Source organism: Methylobacterium sp. A49B (genome assembly GCF_053346215.1).
Map to the genome: position 1 here is coordinate 1 of NZ_JBKFBO010000060.1, position 18,000 is coordinate 18,000.

Consider the following 18,000-nt stretch of genomic DNA (forward strand, 5'->3'; position numbering starts at 1 on the left):
TCCGCAAGTCGGTCCGGCCCGACGGCATCGTCAGCTTCATCGACGGCAAGACCTACAAGACGCTCAAGCGCCACCTCACCAGCCACGGCCTCGACCCGAAGAGCTACCGTGAGCGCTACGGCCTGCCGGCCGACTACCCGATGGTCGCCCCCAGCTACGCCGAGCAGCGCTCCGCCCTCGCCAAGGCCATCGGCCTCGGACAGCCCGGCGCCATGGCCGAGCGGCAGCCGAAGCAGCCAAAGGGGCGCCGCAGGGCTACCTAAGCAAAGTTGCACTGCTGCGATGCCCCGCGTGCCGCCCGATCCTATTAGGAGCTGGTAGGGCCATTGCATCATTATACAGGATGCGTTGGTGGACGGGCACGGACCCCGCCATAGCTCTCCGGCATGGCCTAGAGAAATCCTGCGGGAGGTGGCAAGCCGTGGAGTGGCCGGTGCGCTCTTGCTCAGCGAGCATCGTCCTCCTCATCCCGCACGCCGCGCAGCGAAACAGGCGTGTCAGTCATCACGAGCGCCACTTGGAACAGGGTCAGGCCGGTGCTGTCGGTCACTTCAAGACGCCAATCCTCGTCCAGGGCGATGAGCGGCGCATTGTCCTTCATGATCTCGCCCATGAAGCGCAGGGCCTCGACCCGTGCGGCTTCCCAACTCGGCAGGTCCGTGCCGATCACATCGAGGCCGGTCTTGCCGTCGTGGACGTTGAAGTAGAAGCGCGGCATCCAGACCGCTCCCATCGCTATCGGCAGGGGCGGGTGAAAGCCTCGCTCGCGGATGCCGTGTGATCGTGTCCGCGATTGTATATATGCTGACACAGCTTGGCTGCGAGCACCCTGTTCCGAGATTAGTTTTGCTCCGGCTGCGTCAACACGACCGGATGTGTCGCAGTGCGATCTAACTCGGACGCGCTCTGATCTGCCACCATGGACGGGGCAGGGGAGCCGCGCTAACCATCCGCCATGGCCAAAGAGATCTCTTCCGTCGGCGACCTGCGCCGGAAGTCCGAGGTGTCGGACGAGGAGGTCGTCGCCGCCAGCCGGGTGCGGGAGTTGGAAGCCCGGTTGCGCGACCTGGAGCGTCTGCTCGGCCGCAAGACGCTGGAAGTCGAGGTGCTGAAGGAGGCCTTGGCCGCCGCGCGAGTAAAAAAAGTCGCGTGGCCGTTGCCGTCGTCCTCCGGTAGCTCTTCCCGGTGAAGGTCGTGGCCGACGTGTTGGGGGTGGCCCGCTCCAACCTGATCGAGCAGCGGCAGGGCGGCGCGCGCCCTCGGGGCTCCTATCGCCGCGCCGACGACGACGTCATCCTGACCGCCATCCGCACCGTGGCGGACGTGCGACCGACCTACGGCTATCGGCGGGTGACGGCGATCCTGAACCGGACGCGCCGCGCCACTGGCGAACCGCTCTTGAACCATAAGAGATTGTTCCGCCTGATGAAGCAGAGCGGCCTGCTCCTCCAGCGTCACACCGGCATGCGACCGGTGCGCGCTCACGAGGAGTGCGTCATCGCCTCCGCATCGAACCAACGCTGGTCCTCGGATGCGCTGGAGATCACCTGCAGGAACGGCGAGGTCGTCCGGGTTGCCTTTGCCATCGACACCCATGACCGCGAGGTGATCGCCTGGGTAGCTTCTACGGGCGGCATCACCGGCCAGATGGTGCGCGCTCTGATGCTGGCCTGCGTCCAGGGCCGCTTCGGTGTCATTCCGCTTCCGGCCAGACCACGTCGCGCCAGGTTGCCTGAGTGCGCAAAGCCGGACGTTCGGCTTCGCGCCCAAGCCGGCCATACAAGTGACCCGGCCGGCGTCTTCGAAGCGGACGTTGTGCTCGCGTCAGGCTAGAACGTACCCGCCGTTCACATCCAGTATTGCGCCAGTCATGAAGCGCGAGGCGTTCGAGGCCAGGAAGAGGACGACGTCGCTGATGTCCTCGAACTCCGCCAATCGGCCGAGCGGGATCTGCGACGCCAGTCCGTTCCGCTTGCCCTCGGCCGGCAGAAGGTCTCCGACGCGGTCGCCGTTCACGGGACCCGGTGCAATCGTATTCACCAGGATACCCTTGGACGCGTATTCGATCGCTAGATGACGGGACAGGCCGAACACCCCGGCCTTCGCGGCGGTGTAGGAGGCCCCTAGCAGCGGGCTCGTCGTCCGGCCGGCATTGGACGAGAAGTTAATGATGCGGCCGCCGCCGGCCTCGACCATCGCCGGGATGACATGCTTGGCGCAGAGGAAGCTACCCTTCAGGTTGGAATCCAGCACGAGGTCCCATTCCTCCTCGGGCGTCTCGTGGGTGGCCCGGAACGCTTCGCCGTAAGCGCCTGCACCATTGATTAGGACATCGATGCGTCCCGTCAGCTGCATCGCCGCGCCGACCATAGCCCTGACCGAGCCCTCGTGGCGCACGTCCACGGCGACGGCCTCAGCGCGCCCGCCATCTGCCAAAATCATGGCAACCGTCTCCTCGGCACGCTCATGCACGAGATCCGCCACCACCACGGCCTCACCCTGGCCTGCAAAGGCGCATGCAACGGTCCGACCAATGCCGCGGCCGGAGCCAGTCACGATAATTGTTCTTTGCTGTTCTGACATTTTGTCCTCGTCGCACGTCGCTTCGTGAGGATCGTTCTATTTCGAGCTCCTCTCCTCGAGAACTCGCGGCGGCCGGAACAGTGATGTGACCGCGCCTCAACACCGGGCACCCTAATCAGGCTGGATAGGTTGCGGTCGTGCCGCCATCGACGGAGAGGACGGTACCTGTCACGAAATCGGCCGACGGCGAGCACAGGAACGCGATCGCGTTCGCGACGTCGGACGGCTCACCCATCCGGCCGATCGGGGCCGCGCCGTAAAGCTTGAACCCGCTCGGGTCCGCCGATTCGGTGAAGTTCGAGATCATCGGAGTCGCGATCGTGCCTGGTGCGACGGCATTGACGTTGATCCGTTCGCTCGCGAGTTCGGCCGCGAGAACGCGCGTGATCTGGACGAGTGCGAGCTTCGAGGTTGCATAAGCGCCGAGCCCGACCTTCGGCGCCGAAGCCGATGCAGAGGCGACCATCGCGATCTTGCAAGGCGTTGCGTCCGGCTCAGACCGGGCGAATAGGCGCACCGCCTGCTGGCAGGCAATAAGCACCCCCTTCACGTTCACATCCTGAACCTCGTCCCATACCGCAAGGTCCATGGTGGCGAGGCGGCCGCTTCGGAGAATCCCGGCCGCACAGACAAGGATGTCGAGCCCGCCCCAGCGCGCAGCGATCTCGTCGAAGGTGGCCGCCGATGCCGCCTCGTCGCGGACGTCGAGACCGAACGAGAGCGCTTCGCCCCCCTCAGCGAGGATCTCATCGCGAACGCGCGAACTCGAGTCGGAGTCGGCATCGATTGAGGCGACGCGGGCACCCTCGCGGGCGAACAGCAGGGCCGTTTCGCGGCCGATTCCGGACCCCGCCCCGGTGATCGCGACCCGCTTCCGGCCGAACAGCATCACGGCAGGAATGCCGTGCTGATCCACGGCACCGCCGCCACGAGAATGATGGCGACCGCAAGCGCGGCAAGGTACGGGACCATATTTCGCATGGCGCGATCGGGGGACACGCGGGCGATCGCACAGGCCGTGTAATAGCCGTAGCCGAAAGGCGGCGCGAACAGCCCGAAGCCCATCGAGAGGAGCACCACCATCGCGTAGTGCACGTCATTGATGCCGAGGGCCTTCGCGGCGGGGAAGAGAAGCGGCCCGAACAGGACGATCGCCGGGATGCCCTCGAGCGCGCATCCGAGCACGATGAACATCACGATCGATACGGCCATGAACCCGGCCGCTCCGCCCGGAAGATGGGTCAGGATGGCGACGAGTTGACGAGAGAATCCGGATTGCGTCAGCGCCCAGGACATCGCGCCCGCGAGCGCGATGATCAGCAAGATGGCGCCTGACATGGACGCCGTGGCGACGAGCGTTTCGGCCACTCGGCGAAGCGGGAAATAGCGGTAGATTAGGAGGGCGACGACGATGATGTAGAGAATGCCGATCGTGGCCACCTCCGTGGCGGTCGCGACGCCTTCGAGCACCGCGGCGCGGATGATAAAGGGCAGGATCAATCCCGGGAGCGCGCTGAGGAAGGCGAGCCCGATCGCCCGGCGCCGCGCCTCGCGGGCGCGCTCGACATGGTCTCGGCCCGACCGGAGATACACGGCGACAGACAGCATCACGGCCGCCACCGCCGCCGGCAGCAGGCCGCCCGAGAACAGGGCCGAGATCGAGACGCCCGTGACGGAGCCGATGATGATGAGGACCAGGCTCGGTGGGATCGTCTCCGCCATGGCGGCCGAGGTCGCCAGGAGCGCGACGAGATCTCCTTCCCGCATGCCACGCCGCTTCATCTCCGGGATGAGCACGGGACCGACGGCCGCCATGTCCGCCGCCTTCGCGCCCGAGATGCCGGACACGAGGTACATCGCCATCAGGAGTACATAACCGAGGCCGCCGCGGAAATGGCCGAACAGCATGGCCAGGAAATCCACCATGCGTCGGGCGAGTCCGGTGCATTCCAGCAGAAGGCCAAGAAAGATGAAGAGCGGAATTGTGAGCAGGATGACGCTCGACATCCCCTCGTTCATGCGCCCCACGATGACCGAAAGCGGCAGGCGGGTGGCGAATACGAAGTAGAGCAGGGTCGCTAAGCCGAACGAGAACGCGATCGGCACCCCGATCGCGATCAGAAGGGCGACCCCGAACAGGAAGAAGATGAGAAGGTTGAGCGTGCCGAGGCCGAGCAAGACGGGTTTCGCCAGCATGAGCCCGCCCGCGACCGCTACGGTCAGGACCAGGACAGCCAGGAACCGGGGGAGCGGGACGGACGCGGCCACGCGTAGAGCGGTTGAGACCAGCATGAGGACGACACTTGCCGAGACCGCCGCCACACCGTACGCGGCCGGAATGCCGAGATCGGCGGACAGGATGTCGTAGTCCTGCTCGACGAGCCTCAAGGTCGGCCCCACTAGAAGCGCGAGGAACACGGCTACGCATCCCGTGGCGACCAAGTCGACCACCGCTCGGGCCTGCGGACGGAGATTGCCGAGAAACAGCGTGAGCCGCATGTGCTCGTTGCGTCGAAGCGCGCCGACCGTACCCAGCATCCCGAGCCAGAGAAAGACGAGCGAGGCAAGCTCGTCGCTCCAGGTCACGGGTTGGTTCAGAGCATAGCGAGACACAACGGTGGTGGAGAGGATCGCCACCTCGACCACGACCAGGATCGCGGCCACGACGTCCACGACGAGGCCGAGGCCGCGGTCAAGCGTAAACGCTACTGCCTGAAACCGCGTTCTCTCGCGCGCTTGCGGGGTTTCGAACTCCTTATCGGCGACGGTGAGCATTCAGCCGAGCTTCCCGGTATACTTCTCGAGGGTCGTCCAGGCCTGGTCGCCGAACCGCTTCTTCCAGTCGGCGTAGAAGCTCGTCTTTCCGAGCGCGTCGCGGAATGCGGCCCGGTCGGGATCCACGAAGGTCATCCCAAGCCCCTTGAGCTTCGTCGCGATCGTGTCGTTGAGGGCCGCGACATCCTTGCGCTCAGCGATGGCCGCCTCGTTGATGTGCTTGGCCGCAATCGTCTTCACATCGTCCGGGAGGGCCTTCCAGGCCGCGACGTTCCCGATCACCCACAGACCGTCCCACATGTGGTTGGTCATGGAGACGAACTTCTGAACCTCGTAGAACTTCGCCGAGTCGATCAACGCCAGCGGGTTCTCCTGCGCAGACACGAGGTGCGTCTGGAGCGCGGTATAGGTCTCGCCGAAATTGATGCCCTGAGGAGAGGAACCGAAGGCTTTGAACAGTGAGGTCGAGAGCGCACTCTGAGGCACCCGGATCGTGAGTCCTTTCAGGTCGTCCGGTGTCTTCACCGGCTTGTCGCTCGATGTGATCTGGCGGAAGCCGTTGTCGTGCATCTTCTCGAAGACGAAGATGTTGGCCTTGTTGATCGCCGCGCGCACGAGCGCCCCGACTTCGCCGTCCATCGCCTTCCAGATATCGTCGATGGAGTTGAAGGCGAAGCCGACCCCGTTCAACGTCGCAAGCGGGACCAGCGACGACAGTTGCGCGCCGGCCATCTCGTAGAACTCGACCGCCCCGGAACGAAGCTGGGACAGAACCTCCAAATCGCCGCCGAGCTGGCTGCTCGCGAACATGTCGATGGACAGCCGGCCGCCGCTCTCGGACCGGATGGCGTCAAACGCCGCCTTCAGGCGCACGTTCATCGGGTGGGTATCGGCGAGGTTGCTCGCAAATTTGTAGCTGAACTCGGCCGCATGCGCGGGCCGGCGCATGATCGACGCCATCGCGACCCCGCCGATCGCTGCCTGGCCGAATAGCCGCCTTGTCACCCCGATCATATTGCCCTCCCTGTTCTGTTTTTGACGGCGTAGCCGCGACCCGCAATGCGCTACGGGATGATCTGCTGGGCCTGCAGCTGCCGCAGGTGGCCGAGGATCATGTCATCGGTGTCGATGGCCTCGACGAACCCAAACTGGCGCGCCTTGACGGTCGAGGACATCACGTCCCAGTTCACCCCGAAGGTGTAGGAGGCGAAGTTCCAGTCGGCGACTTGGTCGAAGCGGGTTGGCCTCAACGCGTGCTTTGCGACGATTCTATCCCAAAGCTCGCCCTTGTCCGCCATGAAGGCCGGCAGATCGATCGTCTGGATGAGTCCAGGATGCATTCCGAAATGCTCGGCGAGCCGCGGCCAGAGATTGACGTATCTGAAGTGGTCGCCGTTCGTGATGTTGAAGGCCTGGTTGGCGCAATTCTCGGTCGTCGCCATCCAGGTCATCGCGCGGGCGAGAAGACCTGCATCCGTCGCCTGCGTGATCGAGGTGAAGGCGCCGGGGTTGCCAGGGAAACGCAGCGGCAGCCCGAGTTCGCGCGACAGCGTGGCATAGACACCTAACACGGAGATCAGATTCAGCGGATTGCCGAGCGCGAAGCCGCAGATCAGGTGCGGCCGCACGCAGGACCATGACCATGCGCGCCCGGCGCTCGCGGCGACGAGGTGATCCTGCTGGTCGTAGTAGAAGTTTGGCGGGATATGCCGCGGATCATCCTCCTTGGCCGGGTTCTTGAACGGCCCGAGATTCTGTCCGTAGTACTTGGTGCCCTGGACAAGACAAACGTGTTCGAGCTTCGGCGCGTCCGCGAGAGCATCGATCGCTTGGCGGAACATGGCCGCGTTCGGCGGGCATTGCTGGAGGAACGTCGGGGCGTTCAGGAGAGCCGTGTAAAAGACATGCGTGACGTCCGGAACCAGCGGCAGGATCACCCGGCAGGAATCTGAGTCCGTCAGATCGGCGGATAGATTGCGAACCCCACTCTGGTCGCCCTCACCCCGGCGCGAGACGCTCACCACCTCCCAATCCGGCTGAGAGGTGAGATGTGCGGCGAGCGCGCGCCCGGTAATGCCGGTGCCCCCGAGTATTAACGCGACGCGACGCTTCATCCCTCTACCATTCTGTTTTATGAGCTCAGGCTCTTGATCGGAGAGTGCCGGTGGAAGCGAGCGCGCACAATCGGAGCGGCGGCAACACTGTGTTGCCTATTGCTCAACCGCGCCCTTTAATTACGCGCGCGCCACGTCGCTCGTCGGAGGAGGGCCATGTTCCAAGCTAGCCCGACGGCGAGCGCCAGACAAAGCGCCGCTGTGCTGCCCAGGAAGGTGGCCTCGGCAACGATCGCCATACCGACGCTGAAGCCGAGCATCCCCGGGAGAGCGTTGACCAGCATGGCGACGCTGGTGAGAGCGCCGAGCCGGCGATGCACGATGACGACGAGGCTCGTCATCGTCAGCGGAAAAGCGGCGGTCATGCCGGCCGCACTTGGACCGAAGATCTGCGCAAATGCGAGGACGGCAGCCACCAGGGCCGCCACCAGCAGGGCCCGGGCGGGCACGTCCCACCACCTGCGGACGGCTCTGCCGACAGGAGGCGCCGCGAACAGGTGGCGGGTCACAAAGGCCGCCGCGATGAAGGCGACGAGGCAGAGCGCGAGCGCAGCCGGCGCGGGCAGATCGGCCCGTTGCAGAGCCCATACAATGACGGCCCAGCCGGCCATCGCGGACATGAGACTGGCGACAAGGCCGATCGAAGCCGCAAACGCGTAGATGACGATGAAGGCGGCCGTCCCCGGCAGGACGACGAGACCGCCATGGGCGGCTGCGGCCAGAAAGGCACGGTCATGTTCGAGCGCTAACAAGACATAGGCGGGGCCTGCCGAGACCGGCAGGGAGGCGATCATGGCGGCCCCGAGAGGGCCCGAAATTTCAGCGATCATGGAAGCGATGACGACGACGGCCGCGCTCGCCACGAGCTTGACGGCGAGCCCGAGCCAAGCAGCAGATAACATGTTCCCCCTCCGTTGTTCTTGTCAGCCAGCAATATTTCCCCAGCGGTCGTTGGATCATGCTATGGCGAGCAACACAGTGTTCAACGGAGATCAACGGTGGCGGCCACGAGCGACATGGAAATCTTCGTCGCAGTTGTCGATCGCGGCAGTCTGAGCAGTGCTGCTGGTGCGCTCGGAATCACCCGTTCAGGGGTGTGCCGTCGCGTCGAGCAACTCGAGCGACGGCTGGGTGTCCGCCTCTTGAACAGGACGACGCGCCACCTCAGCCTGACTGAGCCCGGCCAGGTGTACCTGCAGCACAGCCGCCAGGCACTCGCCGAGATTGATCGGGCGGAGCAGGCTGCCATGGCATTTCAGCAGGATCCGCGCGGCGTCCTTAGGGTGGTGAGCCCGGTCATGATCGGTCTTCACTCGATCCTGCCCCTCATGCGGGAGTTCCTGGCGACCTATCGCGACCTCGCACTCAACGTCGTCCTGACCGACGACCCCAACCATCCGGTTCAGGAATCTGACGTGATCATTGCGTTCGGAACGCAGCCGGATTCATCGCTGATCGCCCACAAGCTCGCGGAAAGCCGACGCGTCATCTGCGCGGCGCCATCCTACCTGGCCGAGCGGGGCACGCCCGAGCGCCCCGAAGGCCTCGCCGACCACAATTGTCTTCTCCTGAGCGGGATGGGTAGCCTAACCAACGAATGGACGTTCCGCTGCGACGGCCAGGTGTTCGGGGTCAAGGTGACGGGCAACTTTGTGGCGAATAACGGGGACGCCAATTACGAGGCCCTCATCGCCGGGATCGGGATCGGGCGCGCGACGGATCTGCGCGTCGGCAATGACGTGGCGGCAGGCCGCCTCGTGCGCCTCCTCGAAAAATTCGAGCTGGACACGCCGACCCCTATCTACGCGCTGCATCACAGCCGCGAGCAGGTACCCCCGAAGGTTCGATCCTTCATCGACTTCTGCCGAAGCAAGCTTTCCAAGGGACCCATCACCGCGGCCGCCGCGTGATCAACACTCTGTTTCCGCGTGCGCGACTTGAAGACCGTACCTGCGACGGACTTAAGTGGGCGTCGGGAACAAGCTGCAGGGAAGAACCCATGGACGCAACGACAGACCTGCGAGCGGGCACGGATTGGCCGGAAGATATCCGGGCGGAGCTCACGACTAACAACCTAAACGGGTGCGTCGGGCAGCAGCTCGTCTCGGAAAGCGACCGCGTGCGAGTCTGGTCGCTCCGCCTGGGTCCCGGCGAGCGGATCGGCTTCCACCGTCATGTACTCGATTATTTCTGGACGGTGCTGACGGACGGACGCGCGCGCTCCCATTTCGGTGACGGTACGACCCGGGAGACGGCCTACAAGGCCGGCGATACCCGCCACATGACCTACGGTCCGGGTGAGTTCATGGTCCACGATCTCGAGAATGTCGGTGACAGCGAGCTCGTCTTCACGACGGTGGAGTTCCTCGACAGCGACAACCGTCCCCTTGACGTCCCTGAGAGCATTCGTCGCGCCTGAGTGAAGATGCGGCTTCGAAACGTCACTCCGGAACACTGAGGACGAAAGATGGCCTACACGATCGTCACGCTCGGCGGGGACGGCATCGGACCAGAAGTCCTCGATGAAGCGGTCAAGGTGCTGCATGCCGTCGAGGGAGCGGTGTCCGGCCTGTCCCTCGATATCAGGCCCTACCCAGCCAGCGTCGCGCTCTACAGCCAAACCGGCGAGGCGCTGCCTGCCGAGACGTTCGAGGCCGCGCGAGCGGCGGACGCCGTCCTGCTCGGCGCCATGGGGCTGCCGGACGTTCTCATGCCCGACGGCACTGAAGTCCAAGGCCGCGTGATCATCCGGCTGCGCAAAGCGCTCGACCTCTACGCCGGCGTGCGCCCGATCAAGCGCTATCCAGGGGTACCGGTGATCGTCGATCGCGGCTGTCCTGTCGATTTCGTCATCGTGCGTGAGAACACGGAGGGCCTGTTCGCCTCCTTCGACGGCGGGACCGAGATCACCGATCAGGTCGTAGGCGATACGATGCTGGTGAGCCGCCGCGGCACCGAGCGCATCACCCGCGCCGCCTTTGCCTTGGCGCGTAGCCGTTCGGGCCGACCGCTCGACGGCAGGCCACTGGTGACCTGCGTCGACAAGGCGAACATCTTCCGCTCGATGGCCTTTTTCCGCCGCGTCTTCACCGAAGTGGCGCGTGGCGAGTTCCTCGAGATCGCCTACGACTACGCGCTCATCGACGCTCTTTCGCTGTCCGTGCTTCAGGAACCAGCGCGCTACGACGTGCTCGTCATGGAGAACATGTTCGGCGACATCCTGTCGGATCTGGCTACCGCGCTGTGCGGTGGCCTCGGTATGGCGCCGTCCGGCGACATCGGTGATACGCATGGCATGTTCCAGCCCTCGCACGGCTCGGCACCGACCCTGGCTGGGCGTGGGATCGCCAACCCGATCGCCACGATCCTATCCGCAAGCATGATGCTGAGCTGGCTCGGCACGAAGCACAGCGACAGAGCCGCGCTGACGGCCGCCGGGTTGATCGACCAAGCAGTAGGAGCGGTGACGGGCTCAGGGACGCTGACCACGGATCTCGGTGGTACAGCCTCAACGTCGGCGATGGGCGATGCCGTCGCTGAGGCTGTAACCCACCTCGCCCACGGGCGCTCAGCTTAACGCTGAGAGGCTGGATGATGGGTTCAACGTAGCTTGGACCTACCCGACTGTCGAGCCACGGCCGGGGCTCCACATTGGCTGCCGATGTAATCAACTGCTGCTCGTCGCCGCTTGCATATCGTTCGGCTTCGGCATCGCGGCGATTTTGAGCGGCCTGTCGAGGTAAGCTTCTTCGCTCCGATCGTGTTCTCAGGCTGTTTCGCAATGCCAGGAAAGAGGCGTGACGACTTGGATTCGTGCCCTATCTCGGCCCGACGCTGGCCAACGAAGAGGGTGCATGTCTCACTTCCCGACTTCCCGCTACGCCGACCGCACGAGCCTTCAGTTGAAGGCTGAGATCCGCGAGTCACCTTCGAGCGAGGTCTGGGCGGAGATCGAAGCCGAGCGACAGGCACGGGATGAGTGGACGGAGCGCTTGCAAGCGCTGCGACGGGCGCGCGAGCACCTCGCCTCCTGACTGCCCTTCACCTGGCAATATTCGGGGCCGCGAAGCTCCGGCGGAGAGGCGAACACGTCGAGGCTACGGTGATGGACGCGGATCACGACCTTGAGCATTCGTCGCTGTCCGGTCGGTTCAGCCGTGACGACATCACCGTCGAGGTCGAGATCTACCGGGTCGCGAACACGAACGAGCCTTGGCGATTGGGGGTGGTCGACCAGCGCGGCGGCTGCACAGCTCGGCACGAGCGCTTCGAGACCGAACAGGCCGCGTTTGCGGCATTCGTCGCGTTGGTCGAGGCGAACGGCATCACATCGTTCGCCAGCCTTGAACGCCGGTGTCCGTCACTGATTGAGCCACGCCCTGTAGAAAGGCATGGTAGGCGATGCAGTCCGCCCATTATCTGGGGGAACTATCTGTGCCCTACGGATGGCGGCCCAAGTAGTTTCCAGGTCGCCGTTGCGTGCGCGACAAGTTTATCATCGTCGTTGAAGGCATGCGATTGCAGGAAGGAGATCCCGCGTCCGCGGCGCAGGATGCTTCCATCGCACCGGACGTGCCCGGCCGTCACAGCCCCGAGATACTGGACCTTCATCTCCAGAGTCGCACCTGCGCCATCCAATCGATGCAGCAAGTGACCCATGGATACGTCCATGGCGGTCGCCAGGATGCCGCCGTGCAGCGTCCCCTGCGGGTTGAACAAGGTTGGATTGGCGTCAAAACGGACTGAGCACGTCTCGCCGGCATAGGAGATCTCGAAACCCAGGAGCCGCGAGAGGAAGAACGAGCCGAATTCTTGCGTCTCGCTCGCCTGCGCTCGAGCCAGCATTTCATCGCCGAGCGCTGCTCGCTCGGCCGCTTGATCGCCCGTCATGCTTCCTCCCCGGTTATGGAGCGACCGAACGCACCTTCGCCGGAAAGCCGATCGACGTCGGCCTCCTGCAACCCCAGCCATTCTGCCAGGACGACCGCGGTGTGCTCGCCTAGCAGGGGAGGGCGCAGTGCATCCGGAGGGGGCTGGTCGTCGAAGCGTACCGCGCTCGCGAGGTAGCGTACATCACCCGCACTTGGATGGGCGAAGGACCTGGCCACGCCACGTTCGGACAGTTGTGGCGCCTCGCAGACCTCGCCGACGGTCCGGATCGCTCCGCACGGCACGCCGGCGGCGCCAAGCATCGAGATCCAGTGGTCGCGCGTCTCTGCCAGGAAGATCGGTTCCAGGATCGTCTTCAACTCGTCGCGTCGTGCAGCACGATTTGAGGCTCGGGCAAACTCGGGCCGCATAGCAAGTTCGCCTAGACCGAGGGCTTCGCAGAAGGCGCCCCAGAACCGATCGTTCGCGACACCGACGTTGATCCAGCCATCGGCCGCCTGGAAGGTCTCGTAGGGGCTGATCGTCGGGTGGGCATTGCCGCGCCGACGCGGGCTGTTTCCTGTGGCGAAATACATGCCGGCATTGAAGGTCAGCAGTGAGGCCATGGCGTCGAGCATCGATACGTCGACGCGTCCACCCGTACCGGTACGCTCCCGCTGCATCAGCGCCGACAGTACGGCCTGCGCTCCGTAGAGGCCAGTCACGAGGTCAGCGATTGACGTGCCGACTTTCGTGGGCGGCCCGGCGGGGTCGCCGGTGATGTCCATGACGCCGGACTCGCCCTGCACGATCAGGTCGTAGCCGGGCCGATTGACGTTGGGGCCTGTCTGCCCAAAGCCCGAGATCGCGCAGTAGATCAACCGCGCGTTCACCTCAGCGAGGGTTTCGTAACCGAGCCCCAATCGTTCCATCGTACCGGGCCGGAAGTTCTCGATGACGACATCGGCGGCGGAGGCTAGCCGAAGCGCCAGATCCCTGCCGGCCTCAGACTTCAAATCCAGGGCGCAACTGCGCTTGTTGCGGTTGATCGACAGGAAGTAGGCGCTCTCTCCACCACAGAACGGTGGACCGTAGGTTCGCGACTCGTCACCGCGCAGCGGCTCTTCGACCTTGAGCACATCGGCGCCGAGGTCACCGAGTTGCATGGTGGCGAACGGTCCGGAAACAACTCGGCACAGGTCAAGCACCCTGATGCCGTCGAGCGGTTTGGCGTCAGACCATCGCATCGGCCAGGTCCGCCATGGTGGGCACCGTGAGGTCCGGCCGGTATGGAGTCCTGACGAAGGGGCGACCGCGGCGATTGATGAAAGCGGTGTGCATGCCCGCTGCCTTCGCGCCGACGCAGTCGAACTCGTGGTTGGCGACAAACAGGACCTCGTCCATGGCAACGCCCGCCAGTTCGGCCGCCTTGCGGTAGGTCGCGACATGCGGCTTGAACGCGTTCGCCTCGGCAACCGAGATGACTTGGTCGAACGGCACTTTGTGGTAGCGCTTCGCCGTTTCCAGCATGTCGGGGTCGCCATTGGAGAGGACGACAAGCTTGTAGCGTGACTGAAGGCGAGCCAGCGCCTCAGGCACCTCCGGGAAGCATTCGAGTCTCTCGATCGCGGCGACGAGCTCTCGCACTTCCTCGTCGGTGTATGAGATCTTCGCGCGATCGAGCACGCTACATACGGCTGCAAAGCCGATGTCTCGGTAGGGCGTATGCTTGCGATGGAGGAGGGCATCGATCATCGAGTTTTCGAAGTGTGTGCGTCGCCACCAGGTCACGAAGGAATTCGGTTTGCCGGTCCAACCCTTCTTCTGGAGGTACGGGGTCGCGACCTTGACCAAGCCGCCCTGCATATCGACCACCGTGCCGTACTGGTCGAACATACAAACCTTGATCTTGGTCTTCAGAGCCTCAGCGTCCGTTGCCATCGTTTATCCTCCCGGTGGTTCTGTCCACCGCATCAAGGGCGCATTTCAAGCGGTCGGTGAAATGGGTTTTTGATCTGCTCACATTCACCGGCTGAATGGGCCGGGCAAGGAGGCTGGAGGGCATGAACATACGGTCGGTCGACCTCAACCTGCTGGTGGCGCTCGACGCCCTACTCACCGAACTCCACGTCACACGTGCGGCTGAGAAGGTTGGTCTCAGCCAGCCGGCCATGAGCAATGCGCTGTCGCGGCTGCGGCATGTCTTCAAGGATGAGCTGCTGGTGCGCACGCCGCAGGGCATGCAAGCCACACCACGGGCGCGTGAACTCGTCGAGCCCGTACGGCAGGTACTGCGCTCGATCGAGCGGGTGTTAGAAGGTGACACACGCTTCGACCCCGCCTCGTCCGACCGCCGCTTCGCGATCCGGCTGTCTGACCTTCTCGGCCGGCTGTTGCTGCCGGCCTTAGTTGCAGACCTCGCCGAGAGCGCCCCTGCGATCCGCTTCGACGTCGTTCACCTCTCGCCGCACCGCACGACGGACGCGCTGGAGCGGGACGAGATCGACGTCGCGGTCAGCATGGGACTTGAACATGCGGCCTCGATCCAATCCGAACCCTTGATGCGAGACCGCATGGTGTGCGTGATGCGCAGGGAGCACCCGGCAGCACTGGTCGAACTGACGCCCGACGCCTTCCTGGCTGCCAAGCATCTCAAGGTGTCGATGTCACCGACCGATCTCCGCTTTGCCGACGATGTACTGTCTCGCCTCGGCAAAACGCGCAACGTTGTCCTCAACCTACCGCACTGGATGCTCGTGCCTTACGTGCTTGAGCGCTCGAATTTGATCTCCGTCATGCCGCGGCTGTTCGCACTCGCGATCACCGGAGGTGTGCTGACGATGCGGGATCTGCCACTTCCATCGGATCCCTTCGATTGGACGATCTACTGGCACCGCCGAAACGAAGGCAATGACGCGATACGCTGGCTGAAACAGCGGCTGAGGGTGGTGGCGCCGGGTTCGAGCGCTCATTCAGCCGATCAATGACAACATACCATTAAACGATTAGGGCGCCGAGACGTCCGCCCTTTAGCCTTCCGACTTTCCAGGTATCGGCCACCGCAAAAGTAGCCGCCGGAATACGGGAGGACAGGATGACGGTCGACAGCCTAGCTAGCGATGCTGCCGCTCCCATCGGTCACGCCGAGCGCCAAGTCGTGCTCGCCGCTTGTGTTGGCGCGGCCCTGGAATGGTACGACTTCTTCGTGTTCGCCGCACTCGCCGCGACGATCGCCAGCAACTTCTTCACCGGCCTCGACGCCAGCACCGGCTTCATCTTCGCACTCCTGACGTTTGCGGCGGGCTTCATCGTCCGGCCGATCGGGGCGCTGGTGTTCGGACGCATGGGCGATCAGAAGGGACGTAAGCGGACCTTCATGCTCACCGTGATCCTTATGGGCGGCGCGACGGTGCTCCTTGGTGCCTTGCCGACCTTCGGGCAAATCGGCGTTTTGGCCCCGGCGCTCCTCATCCTGCTCAGGATGGTTCAGGGCTTCGCGATCGGTGGTGAATACGGCGCTGCAGCCTCCTACGTCGCCGAGCACGCGCCTCAGGACAAGCGTGGCTCCTACACGGCGTGGGTTCAGACGACTTCCACCATCGGCCTGCTCTTGTCTCTCATCGTCGTGACGACCGCGCGGCAGATCTCCGGAACGGGGTTCGATGCGTGGGGCTGGCGGATCCCGTTCCTGTTCTCGGCCCTGCTTCTGGTCATCTCGATCTACATCCGCCGTTCGATGTCCGAGTCACCCGCGTTCGAACGAGTGAAGGGCGCCGGCCGTATCTCTCCAGCCCCCCTGCGCGAAGCTTTTGGGCAGTGGAGCAACGTCAAACTCGTACTTCAGGGATTGTTCGGTCTCCTCGCCGGACAAGCGGTGGTGTGGTTCACCGCGCTGTTCTACACGTTGTTCTTCCTGACGCAGACGCTCAAGGTCGATCCGGCCAGCGCCAACCTGCTTGTCGGTACGGCGCTGGTGATCAGCATACCGATGTACGTCCTGTTCGGACGCCTCTCCGACCGGATCGGCCGAAAGCCGGTTATCCTGGGAGGCTCGTTCCTGGCGGCGCTGACCATCTTCCCGATTTTCCACGGACTGATGGTGTTTGCCAATCCGGCACTTGCCACAGCTCGCCAAGGTACGCCCATCGTCGTTACCACGGATGCCACCGCCTGCTCCCTGCAATTCAATCCGATCGGGATCGCACGGTTCACAAGCCCATGCGATATCGCGCGCAAGATCCTAGCCTCGAGCGCAGCGAACTACACGCTAGTGAGCGCTCCTTCCGCCTCTGCACACGTCAGGGTTGGAGCGGCCGACATCGAAGCTCCTTCGCTCGCCGACCGACCACCAGCGGAGGCGAAGCGGCTGGAGCAGGCGTTTGCCACCCAGTTGCAGGCGGCACTCGCCGGTGTTGGGTACCCCGCTCACGCCGACCCAGCCGCGATCAACAAGCCGATGGTCGTCTTGCTGCTCACAGTGCTGATGGCCTACGGCGCGATGACGCTCGGGCCTATCTCCGCAGCCCTCGTGGAGATGTTCCCGACGCGGATCAGATACTCCGCCATGTCGTTCCCATACCATATTGGCAACGGCTACTTCGGCGGCTTTCTCCCAGCCATTTGCTTCGCCATCGTCGCGGAAACCGGCGACGCTTTCGCGGGGCTTTGGTATCCTGTTACAATTGCTGCGATCTCGGGATTGATCGGCCTCTTCTGTATTCGAGAGTCGCACAATATTGATATATTTTCCAGAGATTGAATTGCGCAACACTTGATTGACGGTAATTGCAACCTTGAGCATTCGTCGCTGTCAGTTCGGTTCAGCGTAACAGCATCGCCGTTGAGGCCGAGATCTAAACGGTCATAGACACGTTGAGGCTGTAGCGATCGCCTACGAGCTGGACGAGAGGCGACATGCACTGAAGTGGCGATCATCCGAGCGACAGCTTGAAATCACCGGATCCGGCAGCTTCAGACCCAGGCGAACGTCGCTGCTCTCGAGACTCTTGTAGATCGCCCTCAGTCCCTTACGGGCCCATGATCGTTCGGCTCGGGTGAGAAACACGCGCACGCCTCCCGGCCGCAGCGTGGATCAGAGACGCCGAGTTCCGGCGCAGCCAAAGCCAGAGAGCTTGCCAGGCGCGGGAGGCGGCAGGGTAGGGCGGCACAGGCGTCGCGACAGACAGCACCACGACGTCGAGCCTTGAGGCGACCGACGGAGGGTCGATGCCCGAGCGCCGTCAGTCCTTCGGTGTCTTGGCGGGATCATCACCGCCCGGCTGGTCGGTGCCCTGTCCCGGCCGTTCAGTCTTTTCGCTGTTGCCCGTCTGCTTGCGGGCGTCCTCGATCAGATCCTCGGCCACGTCGCGGTCGCGCTCACGGTCCATCGGTTCTCCTCCCTCCTGTGATGGACGACAAGGTGCGCCCGGCTCAATCGATAGAAGCGACGCGGATGCCGATTGGCGCCCGATGCCGGCTGAGCCGCAATCGGGGCCGCTCAGATGGCCGACAAACAGGCGTTCATGCAAGTCGGATAGAGGCGCGACACTTACGTCGCATATCTCCACGCTGATGCCTGAAACATCCGTCCAATCAACGCGACGACGAGAGATGCCATCTTCAAGTCTCATACAATATTTTCAATTCCGGCGTCGGCGAT

At 63.9% G+C, this 18,000-nt stretch carries 18 protein-coding genes and 1 pseudogene; 8 read left to right on the forward strand and 11 right to left on the reverse strand.

The window, feature by feature from the left end; genetic code table 11:
• Positions 1-263, forward strand: a 263-nt coding sequence (locus ACLBX9_RS04715; protein WP_447718079.1) for a MucR family transcriptional regulator, incomplete at its 5' end; no start/stop codon positions are given.
• Positions 264-445: 182 nt separating this feature from the next.
• Here ACLBX9_RS04715 and ACLBX9_RS04720 read toward each other — a convergent pair.
• On the reverse strand, positions 446-718 hold the full coding sequence (locus ACLBX9_RS04720; RefSeq protein ID WP_447718080.1) for a DUF6894 family protein: 273 nt from the start codon (positions 716-718) through the stop codon (positions 446-448).
• 288 nt (positions 719-1,006) lie between these two features.
• Here ACLBX9_RS04720 and ACLBX9_RS04725 point away from each other — a divergent pair.
• Together ACLBX9_RS04725 and ACLBX9_RS04730 are read left to right on the forward strand one after the other, a co-directional pair.
• A pseudogene (locus tag ACLBX9_RS04725) lies at positions 1,007-1,124 on the forward strand (transposase); the annotation flags it as partial.
• A gap of 70 nt (positions 1,125-1,194) precedes the next feature.
• Entirely contained in the window at positions 1,195-1,833 is a 639-nt protein-coding gene (locus ACLBX9_RS04730) for an IS3 family transposase (protein WP_447718081.1), read from the forward strand.
• On the opposite strand, the gene ACLBX9_RS04735 is transcribed toward ACLBX9_RS04730, so the two are convergent.
• The 6 genes from ACLBX9_RS04735 to ACLBX9_RS04760 all read right to left on the reverse strand — a co-directional run bounded on the left by ACLBX9_RS04735 (position 1,825) and on the right by ACLBX9_RS04760 (position 8,374).
• Positions 1,825-2,583 carry an SDR family NAD(P)-dependent oxidoreductase gene (locus tag ACLBX9_RS04735; RefSeq protein ID WP_447718082.1) on the reverse strand — a complete coding sequence of 253 codons (759 nt, stop codon included), beginning with the start codon at positions 2,581-2,583 and terminating at the stop codon, positions 1,825-1,827. The two genes, ACLBX9_RS04730 and ACLBX9_RS04735, sit on opposite strands and share 9 nt — an antisense overlap.
• A 115-nt stretch (positions 2,584-2,698) precedes the next feature.
• Positions 2,699-3,499 carry an SDR family NAD(P)-dependent oxidoreductase gene (locus tag ACLBX9_RS04740; protein ID WP_447718083.1) on the reverse strand — a complete coding sequence of 267 codons (801 nt, stop codon included), beginning with the start codon at positions 3,497-3,499 and terminating at the stop codon, positions 2,699-2,701.
• Positions 3,472-5,358: a TRAP transporter large permease gene (locus ACLBX9_RS04745; RefSeq protein WP_447718084.1), complete on the reverse strand. Its 1,887-nt coding sequence runs from the start codon at positions 5,356-5,358 to the stop codon at positions 3,472-3,474. Before ACLBX9_RS04745 ends, ACLBX9_RS04740 begins: the two co-directional genes overlap by 28 nt.
• Positions 5,359-6,369 carry a TRAP transporter substrate-binding protein gene (locus tag ACLBX9_RS04750; protein WP_447718115.1) on the reverse strand — a complete coding sequence of 337 codons (1,011 nt, stop codon included), beginning with the start codon at positions 6,367-6,369 and terminating at the stop codon, positions 5,359-5,361.
• A gap of 53 nt (positions 6,370-6,422) precedes the next feature.
• Positions 6,423-7,472, reverse strand: a complete 1,050-nt coding sequence (locus ACLBX9_RS04755; protein WP_447718085.1) for an SDR family oxidoreductase — start codon at positions 7,470-7,472, stop codon at positions 6,423-6,425.
• Between the two features lie 116 nt (positions 7,473-7,588).
• On the reverse strand, positions 7,589-8,374 hold the full coding sequence (locus tag ACLBX9_RS04760) for a hypothetical protein (protein WP_447718086.1): 786 nt from the start codon (positions 8,372-8,374) through the stop codon (positions 7,589-7,591).
• Positions 8,375-8,470: 96 nt separating this feature from the next.
• On the opposite strand from ACLBX9_RS04760, the gene ACLBX9_RS04765 reads away from it, so the two are divergent.
• The 3 genes from ACLBX9_RS04765 (at position 8,471) to ACLBX9_RS04775 (ending at position 11,049) form a co-directional block, all read left to right on the forward strand.
• On the forward strand, positions 8,471-9,382 hold the full coding sequence (locus tag ACLBX9_RS04765) for a LysR family transcriptional regulator (RefSeq protein ID WP_447718087.1): 912 nt from the start codon (positions 8,471-8,473) through the stop codon (positions 9,380-9,382).
• Between the two features lie 89 nt (positions 9,383-9,471).
• Positions 9,472-9,891 carry a hypothetical protein gene (locus tag ACLBX9_RS04770; protein ID WP_447718088.1) on the forward strand — a complete coding sequence of 140 codons (420 nt, stop codon included), beginning with the start codon at positions 9,472-9,474 and terminating at the stop codon, positions 9,889-9,891.
• Positions 9,892-9,939: 48 nt separating this feature from the next.
• Positions 9,940-11,049 carry an isocitrate/isopropylmalate dehydrogenase family protein gene (locus ACLBX9_RS04775; protein ID WP_447718089.1) on the forward strand — a complete coding sequence of 370 codons (1,110 nt, stop codon included), beginning with the start codon at positions 9,940-9,942 and terminating at the stop codon, positions 11,047-11,049.
• A gap of 851 nt (positions 11,050-11,900) precedes the next feature.
• On the opposite strand, the gene ACLBX9_RS04780 is transcribed toward ACLBX9_RS04775, so the two are convergent.
• From ACLBX9_RS04780 to ACLBX9_RS04790, 3 genes are read right to left on the reverse strand one after another with little or no spacing between them, the layout of a single operon-like run.
• Positions 11,901-12,362: a PaaI family thioesterase gene (locus tag ACLBX9_RS04780; RefSeq protein WP_447718090.1), complete on the reverse strand. Its 462-nt coding sequence runs from the start codon at positions 12,360-12,362 to the stop codon at positions 11,901-11,903.
• On the reverse strand, positions 12,359-13,588 hold the full coding sequence (locus ACLBX9_RS04785) for a CaiB/BaiF CoA transferase family protein (protein WP_447718091.1): 1,230 nt from the start codon (positions 13,586-13,588) through the stop codon (positions 12,359-12,361). Before ACLBX9_RS04785 ends, ACLBX9_RS04780 begins: the two co-directional genes overlap by 4 nt.
• Positions 13,575-14,282, reverse strand: coding sequence for a haloacid dehalogenase type II (locus ACLBX9_RS04790; RefSeq protein ID WP_447718092.1), 708 nt, complete (start codon positions 14,280-14,282; stop codon positions 13,575-13,577). The genes ACLBX9_RS04785 and ACLBX9_RS04790 overlap by 14 nt, the downstream gene beginning before the upstream one ends.
• A 122-nt stretch (positions 14,283-14,404) precedes the next feature.
• On the opposite strand from ACLBX9_RS04790, the gene ACLBX9_RS04795 reads away from it, so the two are divergent.
• Together ACLBX9_RS04795 and ACLBX9_RS04800 are read left to right on the forward strand one after the other, a co-directional pair.
• Complete coding sequence (locus ACLBX9_RS04795) at positions 14,405-15,328, forward strand: LysR family transcriptional regulator (protein ID WP_447718093.1); 924 nt, start codon at positions 14,405-14,407, stop codon at positions 15,326-15,328.
• A gap of 107 nt (positions 15,329-15,435) precedes the next feature.
• The gene (locus tag ACLBX9_RS04800; protein WP_447718094.1) at positions 15,436-17,100 is read left to right on the forward strand and encodes an MFS transporter; all 1,665 of its coding nucleotides are present in this window, start codon (positions 15,436-15,438) and stop codon (positions 17,098-17,100) included.
• Between the two features lie 481 nt (positions 17,101-17,581).
• Here ACLBX9_RS04800 and ACLBX9_RS04805 read toward each other — a convergent pair whose 3' ends face one another.
• The gene (locus tag ACLBX9_RS04805) at positions 17,582-17,728 is read right to left on the reverse strand and encodes a hypothetical protein (protein WP_244044467.1); all 147 of its coding nucleotides are present in this window, start codon (positions 17,726-17,728) and stop codon (positions 17,582-17,584) included.
• Positions 17,729-18,000 lie beyond the last annotated feature (272 nt).

Bases quoted from the DNA above. Each gene is read 5' to 3' on its own strand.
- ACLBX9_RS04720 (WP_447718080.1), bottom strand. From the start codon at position 718: ATGCCGCGCTTCTACTTCAACGTCCACGACGGCAAGACCGGCCTCGAT.
- ACLBX9_RS04735 (WP_447718082.1), bottom strand. From the start codon at position 2,583: ATGTCAGAACAGCAAAGAACAATTATCGTGACTGGCTCCGGCCGCGGC.
- ACLBX9_RS04745 (WP_447718084.1), bottom strand. From the start codon at position 5,358: ATGCTCACCGTCGCCGATAAGGAGTTCGAAACCCCGCAAGCGCGCGAG.
- ACLBX9_RS04755 (WP_447718085.1), bottom strand. From the start codon at position 7,472: ATGAAGCGTCGCGTCGCGTTAATACTCGGGGGCACCGGCATTACCGGG.
- ACLBX9_RS04760 (WP_447718086.1), bottom strand. From the start codon at position 8,374: ATGTTATCTGCTGCTTGGCTCGGGCTCGCCGTCAAGCTCGTGGCGAGC.
- ACLBX9_RS04770 (WP_447718088.1), top strand. From the start codon at position 9,472: ATGGACGCAACGACAGACCTGCGAGCGGGCACGGATTGGCCGGAAGAT.
- ACLBX9_RS04775 (WP_447718089.1), top strand. From the start codon at position 9,940: ATGGCCTACACGATCGTCACGCTCGGCGGGGACGGCATCGGACCAGAA.
- ACLBX9_RS04780 (WP_447718090.1), bottom strand. From the start codon at position 12,362: ATGACGGGCGATCAAGCGGCCGAGCGAGCAGCGCTCGGCGATGAAATG.
- ACLBX9_RS04785 (WP_447718091.1), bottom strand. From the start codon at position 13,588: ATGCGATGGTCTGACGCCAAACCGCTCGACGGCATCAGGGTGCTTGAC.
- ACLBX9_RS04790 (WP_447718092.1), bottom strand. From the start codon at position 14,282: ATGGCAACGGACGCTGAGGCTCTGAAGACCAAGATCAAGGTTTGTATG.
- ACLBX9_RS04795 (WP_447718093.1), top strand. From the start codon at position 14,405: ATGAACATACGGTCGGTCGACCTCAACCTGCTGGTGGCGCTCGACGCC.
- ACLBX9_RS04800 (WP_447718094.1), top strand. From the start codon at position 15,436: ATGACGGTCGACAGCCTAGCTAGCGATGCTGCCGCTCCCATCGGTCAC.
- ACLBX9_RS04805 (WP_244044467.1), bottom strand. From the start codon at position 17,728: ATGGACCGTGAGCGCGACCGCGACGTGGCCGAGGATCTGATCGAGGAC.